Here is a 10,229-nt window from a genome sequence, read left to right as displayed (position 1 = left end):
GATGATTTTTGTCGAAGATCTCGACTTCCGTATCATGGCCAAGGGAATGTTGGGCAAACACACTCTAGATGCTGGGCTGGGACAATTTGTGAATCAGATCCTTCCCTGGGTGTGCTGGAAGCGCGATGTCTTTTACGGCAAGGTGGATGCGCGGGGCACTTCTCAGGAATGCCCAGATTGTGGAGTGGAGGTTCGCAAAGACCTCTCAACTCGAATCCATCACTGCCACAACTGCGGGTCAACAAAGCCCCGTGATGTAGCGAGCGGACAAGTTATCTGTACCCGTGGGCAACGGGGAATCGAAACTGCCTGTGGAGGGGATGCGGCGGGGGCTGAGGTTACTCAGTCTAGCTGGCACCTGTTGAAGCAGGAAATCTTTGGGGCGACCCAAGGAATCTCCCTGCATACCCGGAACGGGTTGCTGGGAGAGGATGTCAAAATCGGGACGAACACGCTCGAACGCCGCCGTTCAAACTGAAAATTCCTATGAACAAGCACGTCGAAGTTCTTTCAAGCTCGTCGGCCCTGGTCGATCGCACCTTGCAAATCGTCGTCGAAGAAATCCACCGCGCCCTCGAACAGCGCGATCGCGCGACGGTGGTTCTGTCGGGTGGGAACACTCCCAAACCCCTTTACGAAGCCCTCGCCCAAGAAGATCTGCCGTGGTCGAAAATTTACGTTTTTTGGGGAGACGAACGTTACGTTCCGGCTGACAACCCCGCCAGCAACCAGCGTATGGCGCGTCAGACCTGGCTCGATAACGTTCCCATACCTGCCGATAACGTTCGTCCGATGATGACCGACGGCGACAGCCCCGAAGCCGACGCTCGGCGGTACGAAGCGGACTTGCAGGAATTTTTCGGTCTCGAACCCGGTGATTTCCCCGTGTTCGACGTCATGCTGTTGGGCATGGGGGACGACGGCCACACGGCATCGCTGTTTCCCCAGACCGATGCCCTACAAGTGTGCGATCGCGCCGTAACCGTCGGGAACAAAGACGGACAGCCGCGTTTGACCCTAACCGTACCCGTGCTGAACTTGTCTCGCTGCGTTATCTTTATGGTAGCGGGCGCGAACAAACAAACAGCGCTATCCCACGTTTTCGCACCTGACGGCGACGAAGACGCCTATCCTTCCCGGCTCGTGCAGCCCCTGAACGGGACGTTGTGGTGGCTTCTCGACCCCGAAGCCGGATCGAGTATTTCTGTTACCGATCGCCGAGGGTAATCCTTTCGGTTGTCGTTCCTCCGACAGTGTGGCTGCAAGCGGAATCTGCGATCGCGCAGCTTTCCTCTCTGTCCCGATCCTCGACACACCATGATCGTCTGCCCGAACTGTAACCATCAAAATCCTCAAGGTGCGGCTCAGTGCGAAGCCTGCTATACCCCGCTTCCCCAAGCGGATACCTGTCCCGACTGCGGGGCGTCGGTGCTAGTGGGGGCAAGCTTTTGCGGCCAGTGTGGAGTGGCTCTGGCTTGCCAAAGTTCGGGCGTCAACTCAGCGGTTCGTCTGACGAACGGTAATGCGGCTGCACTGTCGGCAGATACGGTCAACACCTGCATCGATCCCGAGACGCGAATTCAACCGTCTGCGGCTCGACTGATTCACGTCCAGACGGATACGGCGATCGCGTTGCCGCCTCATCTCGAAGTAGTTCGCATCGGCAAACCGAACGATCGCCTCGCTCCCGACCTCGACGTATCGGGCTTTCCCCATTCTGAGTTCGTCTCTCGCGTTCACGCCGAAATTCGTCTCGATGCCCAAAGCTATTATATTGAAGATATCGGGAGTTCTAATGGGACTTATATCAACCACTTACCGTTAGCTCGGGGCAACCGCCACCGCCTACAACCGGGCGATCGTATCGCGCTTGGCAAGGGCGATCTCGTAACGTTCGTGTTTCAACTGGTTTGAACGACCGAACGTGACTCGAATCGCCTCGGATTTTTTGTTTAGGTTGCGTCTATCTTTATCCCTCTGACCCGCGTGATTACTCTAACCTTGCTTCACCCCCATCAGCTACTTCCGCTCAAACGCTGGACGTTCGATCGCGAAACGGTCGTACGTGTCGGTCGCGCTCCGGACAATCACGTCGTTCTCTACAGTGCGGTCGTCTCGCGACATCATTTAGAACTGCGATACGAAGACCGACATTGGATGATGGTCAATTTGGGAACGAACGGCACTTATCTCGACGATAAATTGATTGCGACGAAGCAGGTCGAAGACGGCGCGATCGTTCGGTTGGCACGCACTGGGCCGAAACTTCAAGTTCACGTGACCGCTCCGCCACCGCTCTCTCCAGCCAAACAACTCTTGCAAATTCTCGACAAACCGATGGCAGAAGACGAAGACCCCACGGAAAAGTGCGTCCATCACAAAACCCGCGTTTTGAAAGACAGTCCAGCGAAAGTTCCTCCCGAAAACAACAAATGATAGGTTCACTGCTGCGATCGCTCCCTCGTGATAGCTTCGGTTCGACTGGCAACGTTTCCTTAGCGACCGTAGCGAGTCTGGTTTTGATAGGAGGTTTGGCAGCGACGGATCGCGCCGGGGCCGCCGTCCCTTCTCCCTCACCGCTCGTTCTCGCCCAAGCGAGCGATCTCGACCTTTCACGAGATCTCTGGGGACAGTGGTTCGCACCCGGCGGCTTGGCCGGACAAGATCTAACCTTCGTTTTCACTCCAGACGGCACGCTGCATTTTATCGTGACCCTACCGCGCGGACGTATGGCCGCTCAGGAATTCAGCTATCGCGTCGCTCCCGGCTCGCCGCTCCATCTCGATCTCACCTTACCGGATGGTTCTGTCGTTCCCACCGTTGCCGAAGTGACGCCAGAGGGTCGCCTGCGGGTTCAAATCGACGGTACGAATCCCGATCGGCCACGACCGCAACAATTGAGCGAGACCGCGACGGTCTTCGATCGCCTGTCCGATTCGACGGCGTTACCCACCTCCCTCGTCGAAGCCAACACCCTCGATGCTCTGTTTACCCTCAGTCGCCGACAGCGCACTTACTATCTAGAATTTCGCACCTTTGCCGATTCGATCGCGGCGTTGAACGCTGACGTTCCCTCAGAAACTGACGATTACCGTTTCGCCATTGCCTTCGAGGGCGATCGCTCCGATAGCGTTCGCATCACTGCCACCGCCAAACGTGCCGATCTCCACAGTTTTACCAGCGGTGTGTTTATGGTTCCCAACGAACGCGGGTTAGAAATTTCGACCATGGCCGTCTGTCGCAGCGACGACCCCACCTCCGAAGCGCCGCCGATGCCGGTTCCGCCGCCGGACAGTTCGGGGGAAGTCACCTGTGCGCCGGGTTCTCATCGGATTCGCCGTTAACTCAAAACGTCCCGTTTCGAGTTATCCTCGATGGGGTTTCGATCGATCCAGAAACTCGTTAAACATTTCAGTTCAAGGAGGACTCGAACGACGATGACTCATGCAGAGCGCCAACCCCGTCGGCTGCTGGTGACGGGTGGAGCGGGATTTATCGGCTCGAACTTTACGCGCTACTGGTGCGATCGCTACCCCGGCGATCGCGTCGTCGTTCTCGATGCCCTCACCTACGCGGGCAATTTGGCCAATCTCGAAGGGTTAGCCGAAACAGGCAATTTCCGGTTCGTCCGGGGTGACATTGGCGATCGCGTCCTCGTCGATACCTTATTCACTGAAGAACAGATCGATACTGTGGCACACTTTGCCGCCGAATCCCACGTCGATCGCTCCATCCTCGAACCCGACGCCTTCGTTCGAACCAACGTGGTGGGAACTTTTACCCTCCTCGAAGCCTTCCGTCACCACCTCGCCAACCGTTCCGACGCGAATCGCTGCCGCTTCCTCCACGTCTCTACAGACGAAGTGTACGGAAGCCTCGCCCCGGACGACCCACCGTTTTCTGAAACGACCCCCTACGCCCCCAACAGTCCTTACTCGGCCTCGAAAGCGGGCAGCGACCACCTCGCTCGCGCCTATTACCATACCTATAACCTGCCGACCGTCATCACCAACTGCTCGAACAATTACGGTCCGTACCACTTTCCCGAAAAGCTGATTCCTCTGATGTGCATCAACATCTTGCTCGGAAAACCGCTTCCGGTATACGGCGACGGGCAGAACGTTCGCGATTGGCTCTACGTCGGCGATCACTGTCGCGCCCTCGATACGGTCATCCATCGCGGACAACTGGGGGAAACCTACAATATCGGCGGTAACAACGAAGTGAAAAATATCGATTTGGTGCGGACGATCTGTCGGTTGATGGACGAGATGGCGGCAGATTTGCCCGTGAAGCCGAGCGAAAATTTGATTACCTTCGTCAAAGATCGTCCCGGTCACGATCGCCGCTATGCGATCGACTCGACGAAGTTGCAAACCTCGTTAGGTTGGCAACCGTCGGTGACGGTCGAGGAAGGATTGCGAAAAACCGTACGGTGGTATTTGGACGATGAGGATTGGTGGAAACCCTTGCTGTCTGAGGAATATCAGAGTTACTACGCTCAGGTGTACGGCGAGTAACGCGATTCGACAGACGGCGATCGCTCGTCAATTATCGACGATCGATTTCGGGCGAGACCGATAACCGGTACGTCCATTCGGCGCCGGGTTCCATCGTACCGACCCAAATCTCGTAGGTTCCGGCTTCCCAGTTCGTATCGCTGAGGACGGCGTCGGCGCTGTCGTGCCAATCGTCCGCACAGCGTACGGTGTTGTCTCGCGGACCGCGGACGATGAGGGTGGTGTCGCGGCCGCCGCTGTCGATGGTGATGGAGAGTTCGGGAAAGTCGCGATCGAGAACGAGTTGGTAGTCGGGTAACGAGTCGCCAAATCCGACACAGAGGTTTCCATGGCGATCGCGATCGGTGACTAAACCCGGTAGCGAGACCGATCCCCCGGTGTAGCCTCGAGACACGACGGACTCTTCTGAAGAGGGTCTCAAGACGCCGAAAAAGGAGTCGTTGGCCGAAACTGCCAGACGGTTGACGACGGACAGCAGCACGACGATCGCGATGGGGTCGATAAGGGGGGCGAGGCGGTCGAAGATCACGAGCTTTAGCGGTTGGCGATCGACCTGGAGATCGACCCAACGCGCGTTCGAGTAGGTCTATCTACCCGTAGCATACTGGCAGCGGAACGTTTAGGAAACGGAACGGGGACAATTTTTCGGGCGACACATCGACGATAGCATCTCGAGTGGGGTGACGGTCTGTGTCGGCGATCGCGTACAATATCAAGCGTCGATGGCAGTTCGCCCGTTGAGGAGACAAGCCTTGATAGCGATCGTTTTGACCGTGGTGTTTACGTTCGTCGGATGGATCTTTTTCGTTCTTTCGATCGACGTGCCGCTCGCACTTTACAACAGTTTGCACTTGCCGCGATGGTTGGTGCTCGCCTTAGTCATCTCCTTAGTGTCGTGGTGTTTTGGAGACTGACATCGGGGCGGATTAAGGTTCGCTCTCGTAGTATTTAAGAATAGACAGACAGTTGCGCTTGTCGTCGAGCCGTTTGTAACTCAGGCGATCGGCGATGCACTGCATCAGTTTCAAGCCGCGTCCGCCCGTGGCGTGTAAGTCCGAGGAGGTCGGCAGACTGTTGAGCTTTCCTTCGAGATCGAAGGGCGGTCCGCTATCGAGAATGCGAAGTTCGAGATAGGTCGGCGTTTGCTCGAACTCGACCTCGATGGGGAGGTCGTCGTCGCCGCGATCGCGGTGGGCGTGACGTACGGCATTGGTAAATCCTTCAGCTAACGCCGTTTTACACTGTAGCCAAATTCGTTGGGGAACGGCAGGGGATTCGAGGCGGTCGAACCACTCCAAAACCCGAACTAAGGCGTTAAGATCCGTGGGGACTCGTAGAGATGCGTGCTGAGATTGGGGTGATTTACTCAAATCTTCCAACGCAATGACATCCTTGCTTGCAAGTTGACTTGTGCTATGTTTTTTATCTATGACTCCAATTTTACTGATCGATGACGACTCCACCACGCGATTGGTGTTGAAACGTGCCCTTCAGCGTCAGGGGTACGAAGTCACCGTTGCAAACAATGGGGAAGATGGAGTCCGGTTGGCGAGGGAAATCAAACCGGGCTTGATCGTGTGTGACTGGATGATGCCCGTGATGGACGGATTGGAAGTCTGCCGCCAAGTTAAAGCAACGCCCCATCTTTCGACAACCTTTTTCATTCTACTCACAGCACGGGGAGCCGTCGAGGATCGCGTCACCGGACTCGATACGGGAGCCGACGAGTTTTTAGCCAAACCGATCGAAATCGACGAGTTACAAGCGCGAGTCCGAGCGGGATTGCGGATTCATCAGCTCAGTCAAGACTTGCGAAAGCAAAAGCAGATGCTCGAGGCGGAGTTGTCGGAAGCGGCGCGGTACGTGCGATCGCTGCTTCCGTCGTCGGTGTCTCATTCGCCGGTTCGTATCGACGCCCGTTTTATTCCGTCGCAGCAACTCGGGGGCGACTGTTACGATTTTCAATGGCTCGACGAGGAGTCTTTGGCGATTTACTTGGTGGATGTTTCGGGCCACGGGGTGGGGGCGGCGCTGCTGTCGGTGTCGGTTCTCAACGTGCTGCGATCGCGATCGCTGCCCCAGACGAATTTTTACGAGCCGAGCGAGGTTCTCCACGCTCTCAATCAAGCGTTTCAGACGACGACATCGGCGGATTTTTACGAAGGGAAGTATTTCACGATTTGGTACGGCGTCTACTACCGCAAAACGCGACAACTCGTCTATGCTAGTGCGGGACACCCTCCTGCGTTACTGCTGGCGAATCGGGGAGGGGCAGACGCTTCTACGACGGTCGATCGCCTCAATACGCCGAGTCTGCCGATCGGACTGTTTCCCGATGCGGACTACGAAAGTCAACGATGCGCGATCGCTCCGTCGAGTCAGCTTTATGTTTTCAGCGATGGGATTTACGAAATCCCCCAAGCCGATGGGACGGTTTGGGGACTCGATGCGTTCGCCGACTGGCTATCTCGTGAGAGCGATGGCGGTACGGTAGACTTGGAACGCCTTTTAGAGAGCGTCAAGCAGTTATCTCCCGAGCGCGCGCTGGACGACGACCTGTCGTTGCTGCAACTGACGTTTTCGTGAAAAACTATCGGCAACACCGTCAAACACCGTCTCGGCTCTAGGTTTAGGGAGACGAGAGAACGTTTCGCTCGAACTCTTCGCGATCGGCGTACACTTTGAAGACGCGGTTCATACTCGTTAGCTCGAAGAGGATTTTAACTTGGTCGCTGATCGAACAGATAAACATTTTCGCGTCGGCAGCTCGAACGGTTTTGAGAGCGGAGACTAACGCCCCGAGTCCCGAACTATCGATAAAGGTCACGTCTTTCAAATCGAGCAACACGATCCTGGCACCGGCTTCTAGGCACTCGCTGATGTCGCGTCGTACCTGACTCGCTTTCACACCGTCGAGAAGACCTTCAGGTCGAACGATTTTTACCTCATCAGGGTTCATAAGACTTTGTCGATTTGGAGAGTAGGGGACACAAGGAAGGGAGTTTTCGCGGCAATCTTCGCGTGGGTCGCGATAAAGGTTTCGTCTCGAACGCCGACGGCTCGTTGGGCGACTGCGATCGTCTGGGTCGTTGAAATCAGGTGAGATCGTTATGTTCGATCTCGATAGTAAGTGAAATGGTGGGATTTCAGCAAAGCCGACACCCTAGCGTTTTTAAAACCTTTCTAAAGCCGACTCCTTCTAGAATATCCTGCCTTGGGAGTGCGATCGCTCAGCCGTGGCTCGATTTCCGCCTCGAAACTCCCTCAAATCCTGACGCTATACTAATTCCAGCTTTATTCTGTATCGTTGGTGATAGCGATATTACTAAAGCACCCACAATCGGAGGATTTTTATGGCAACCCTGAAAGTCGCCATTAACGGATTCGGTCGTATCGGACGACTGGTGTTTCGGGCGGGACTGAGCAACCCCAATATTGAGTTTTGCGGGATTAACGACCTCGTCCCCCCGAAAGCACTGGCCTATTTGCTCAAGTACGATTCGACTCACGGACGCTTCAACGGAACGGTCGAGGCGACGGACGATAGTATTGTTGTAAACGGGAAATCGATTCCCTGTTACTCGAATACCGATCCCGCTCAGCTCCCCTGGGGCGATTTGGGGGTCGAGTACGTGGTCGAATCGACGGGGCGCTTCACGACTTACGACGGGGCTTCTAAACATCTCGAGGCGGGTGCGAAACGAGTCGTCATTTCTGCACCGACGAAAGATCCCGATAAAGTTCCGACTCTCTTGATGGGGGTCAATCATGAGACGTACGACCCCAACCAACATACGGTCGTCTCCAACGCCAGTTGTACGACGAACTGTTTGGCGCCGATCGCGAAAGTCATTCACGAAAACTTCGGCTTGGCGGAAGGGTTGATGACGACGGTTCACGCTATGACTGCGACACAGCCGACGGTGGACGGACCGAGTAAAAAGGATTTACGCGCCGGACGCAGTGCGACTCAAAATATCATTCCGGCTTCGACCGGTGCGGCGAAAGCGGTCACGTTGGTTTTACCGGAATTGAACGGCCGTTTGACGGGGATGGCGTTCCGCGTTCCGACGCCGGACGTCTCGGTGGTGGATTTGACCTTTCGCACGGAACGAGCCACGAGCTACGCTGATATCTGTGCGGCGATGAAAAAAGCGGCGCTAGGAGATCTCAAAGGCGTTCTCGGGTATACGGAAGACCCGGTGGCTTCGACGGACTTTACGACCGATCCGCGATCGAGTATTTTCGATGCGACGGCGGGGATGGAACTCAACTCTCAGTTCTTTAAGGTCGTGTCGTGGTACGACAATGAATGGGGGTACTCCAATCGTACGATCGATTTGATGTTAGCGATGGCTGACAAAGCTTAGGGGTTTGAGGGTATTTTTCTCTCTTTTCTGGGGACTTTTCCTCGAATTTTGCCCCAGTCGAGATCCCCGGCACCTCCAACAAGATGCCGGGGATCTGGCCGTCAACCCCTTAGCGGCTGTGTCGTTTAAGATGGTTGAACAAAAAATCAAGAATATGTACGAACGAACCCTTATAAATACACCCTCAGTATAGCTCCCCGAAGCTTCGGACGTCAACCTCTCGGACAATTTTCGATGTCGTGAAATTGTTTTTTTAAACAACGCCGGGATTTAAGAAATAGCCAGATGTAGTTCTTCTGGGTGAAGGCGATCGTGAACGACCTGTCCGTCGCGGAACCAAATCACGCGCTGCGTCAGACGGGCGACTTCCGCTTCGTGGGTCACCATGACGATGGTAATGCCCGAGGCGTTCAACTCTGCGAAAATGCCCATGACTTCCTCAGTCGTGTGGCTGTCGAGGGCGCCGGTGGGTTCGTCCGCCAGGAGTAAAACCGGTTGGTTGACGATCGCGCGGGCGATGGCCACCCGTTGCTGTTGTCCTCCCGAGAGTTGGGCGGGTTTGTTGTGGAGTCGATTTCCCAAGCCCACGCGGGTTAAGGCGTCCGTGGCGCGATCGAGTCGTTCTTGATGAGAAACGCCGCCGTAGACCATCGGTAACATGACGTTTTCTAAGGCGGTCATTTGGGGGAGCAGGTGGAATTGCTGGAAAACAAAGCCTAACTTTTGGTTGCGAACGCTGGCTAAATGGGATTCGGACAACCCAGCGACATCGACGCCGTCGAGATAGTAACGGCCCTCTGTCGGGCGATCGAGACAGCCGATGACGTTCATGGCGGTGGATTTTCCCGATCCCGACGGTCCCATGATGGCGCAGTATTCGCCGGGAAAAACTTCGATCGAAACGCCGTCGAGAGCGCGAACTTCTGTATTACCCGAACCGTAAATTTTATAGATTTCTTCGAGGCGAACGATCGCTCGGTGCGGAGAGGGCGAGAGGGGCGAAATCGTTTCAGTGTGCTGGGTCGAACTCATAGTCATTCGATTAAAATCGATCGAGACCGGAAACTGGGACAACAAACAGCCGAGACTTGCGATTTTTTAGCGTGAAAATCCCAGCATTCGATCGCAAACTGGACGGCAACTCGGATCGATCCCGAGGCGAACCGAGGCGGTGTCGAGGGATCTGCCACTTTCTAGATTTTGACATCCTCTCCCAGCAACCCTATCGGGTATGCAGGGAGATTCCCTGGTTCACACCAAGGATTTCCTGCTTCTCAACCTCTTGACTAGACTTGAACTCAGATAACTTCAAGTCCCCGCCAGAACGATTCCACAGGCT

General features: G+C 55.4%; 13 protein-coding genes. 9 read left to right on the top strand and 4 right to left on the bottom strand.

Features of this window, described 5'->3' with window-relative positions:
• From POG22_RS21000 to rfbB, 6 genes are all read left to right on the top strand, one after another.
• Positions 1 to 478: zinc ribbon domain-containing protein (locus POG22_RS21000; protein WP_498907023.1), on the top strand; the 478-nt coding region annotated here is incomplete at its 5' end.
• An 8-nt stretch (positions 479 to 486) separates the two neighbouring features.
• Positions 487 to 1,227, top strand: coding sequence for a 6-phosphogluconolactonase (gene pgl, locus POG22_RS20995; protein ID WP_498907022.1), 741 nt, complete (start codon positions 487 to 489; stop codon positions 1,225 to 1,227).
• Between the two features lie 90 nt (positions 1,228 to 1,317).
• Entirely contained in the window at positions 1,318 to 1,914 is a 597-nt protein-coding gene (locus tag POG22_RS20990) for a double zinc ribbon and FHA domain-containing protein (protein ID WP_498907021.1), read from the top strand.
• A gap of 72 nt (positions 1,915 to 1,986) precedes the next feature.
• Entirely contained in the window at positions 1,987 to 2,436 is a 450-nt protein-coding gene (locus POG22_RS20985; protein WP_017659598.1) for an FHA domain-containing protein, read from the top strand.
• A complete protein-coding gene (locus POG22_RS20980; RefSeq protein ID WP_498907020.1) occupies positions 2,433 to 3,344 on the top strand; it encodes a type IV pilin-like G/H family protein in 912 nt (303 codons plus the stop codon). Before POG22_RS20985 ends, POG22_RS20980 begins: the two co-directional genes overlap by 4 nt.
• A 93-nt stretch (positions 3,345 to 3,437) precedes the next feature.
• Positions 3,438 to 4,520: a dTDP-glucose 4,6-dehydratase gene (gene rfbB / locus POG22_RS20975; RefSeq protein ID WP_498907019.1), complete on the top strand. Its 1,083-nt coding sequence runs from the start codon at positions 3,438 to 3,440 to the stop codon at positions 4,518 to 4,520.
• A 31-nt stretch (positions 4,521 to 4,551) separates the two neighbouring features.
• Here rfbB and POG22_RS20970 read toward each other — a convergent pair whose 3' ends face one another.
• The gene (locus POG22_RS20970) at positions 4,552 to 5,049 is read right to left on the bottom strand and encodes a hypothetical protein (RefSeq protein ID WP_498907018.1); all 498 of its coding nucleotides are present in this window, start codon (positions 5,047 to 5,049) and stop codon (positions 4,552 to 4,554) included.
• 151 nt (positions 5,050 to 5,200) lie between these two features.
• Here POG22_RS20970 and POG22_RS20965 point away from each other — a divergent pair, with 151 nt between their 5' ends.
• A complete protein-coding gene (locus POG22_RS20965; RefSeq protein WP_498907017.1) occupies positions 5,201 to 5,434 on the top strand; it encodes a hypothetical protein in 234 nt (77 codons plus the stop codon).
• A gap of 12 nt (positions 5,435 to 5,446) precedes the next feature.
• Here the strand turns inward: POG22_RS20965 and POG22_RS20960 are convergent, their stop codons facing one another.
• A complete protein-coding gene (locus POG22_RS20960; protein ID WP_498907016.1) occupies positions 5,447 to 5,890 on the bottom strand; it encodes an ATP-binding protein in 444 nt (147 codons plus the stop codon).
• Positions 5,891 to 5,948: 58 nt separating this feature from the next.
• Between POG22_RS20960 and POG22_RS20955 the strand changes: the two genes are divergently transcribed.
• Positions 5,949 to 7,106, top strand: coding sequence for a PP2C family protein-serine/threonine phosphatase (locus tag POG22_RS20955; protein ID WP_498907015.1), 1,158 nt, complete (start codon positions 5,949 to 5,951; stop codon positions 7,104 to 7,106).
• 43 nt (positions 7,107 to 7,149) lie between these two features.
• Here POG22_RS20955 and POG22_RS20950 read toward each other — a convergent pair whose 3' ends face one another.
• Positions 7,150 to 7,479 carry an STAS domain-containing protein gene (locus POG22_RS20950; protein ID WP_017659605.1) on the bottom strand — a complete coding sequence of 110 codons (330 nt, stop codon included), beginning with the start codon at positions 7,477 to 7,479 and terminating at the stop codon, positions 7,150 to 7,152.
• A 394-nt stretch (positions 7,480 to 7,873) separates the two neighbouring features.
• On the opposite strand from POG22_RS20950, the gene gap reads away from it, so the two are divergent.
• Entirely contained in the window at positions 7,874 to 8,890 is a 1,017-nt protein-coding gene (gap, locus tag POG22_RS20945; protein WP_498907014.1) for a type I glyceraldehyde-3-phosphate dehydrogenase, read from the top strand.
• A 270-nt stretch (positions 8,891 to 9,160) separates the two neighbouring features.
• Here gap and POG22_RS20940 read toward each other — a convergent pair whose 3' ends face one another.
• The gene (locus tag POG22_RS20940) at positions 9,161 to 9,922 is read right to left on the bottom strand and encodes an ABC transporter ATP-binding protein (protein WP_498907013.1); all 762 of its coding nucleotides are present in this window, start codon (positions 9,920 to 9,922) and stop codon (positions 9,161 to 9,163) included.
• Between the last annotated feature and the right edge of the window lie 307 nt (positions 9,923 to 10,229).

This window comes from Geitlerinema sp. CS-897 (genome assembly GCF_028368005.1).
GTDB lineage: Bacteria > Cyanobacteriota > Cyanobacteriia > Cyanobacteriales > Geitlerinemataceae > Baaleninema > Baaleninema simplex.
The sequence above is the reverse complement of the archived record's forward strand: the minus strand, read 5'-3'. Positions and strand labels throughout refer to the sequence as shown.

What these genes read in the sequence shown, in the direction of transcription:
- pgl (WP_498907022.1), top strand. Translation starts at nt 487, where the DNA reads ATGAACAAGCACGTCGAAGTTCTTTCAAGCTCGTCGGCCCTGGTCGAT.
- POG22_RS20990 (WP_498907021.1), top strand. Translation starts at nt 1,318, where the DNA reads ATGATCGTCTGCCCGAACTGTAACCATCAAAATCCTCAAGGTGCGGCT.
- POG22_RS20980 (WP_498907020.1), top strand. Translation starts at nt 2,433, where the DNA reads ATGATAGGTTCACTGCTGCGATCGCTCCCTCGTGATAGCTTCGGTTCG.
- rfbB (WP_498907019.1), top strand. Translation starts at nt 3,438, where the DNA reads ATGACTCATGCAGAGCGCCAACCCCGTCGGCTGCTGGTGACGGGTGGA.
- POG22_RS20955 (WP_498907015.1), top strand. Translation starts at nt 5,949, where the DNA reads ATGACTCCAATTTTACTGATCGATGACGACTCCACCACGCGATTGGTG.
- POG22_RS20950 (WP_017659605.1), bottom strand. Translation starts at nt 7,479, where the DNA reads ATGAACCCTGATGAGGTAAAAATCGTTCGACCTGAAGGTCTTCTCGAC.
- gap (WP_498907014.1), top strand. Translation starts at nt 7,874, where the DNA reads ATGGCAACCCTGAAAGTCGCCATTAACGGATTCGGTCGTATCGGACGA.
- POG22_RS20940 (WP_498907013.1), bottom strand. Translation starts at nt 9,922, where the DNA reads ATGAGTTCGACCCAGCACACTGAAACGATTTCGCCCCTCTCGCCCTCT.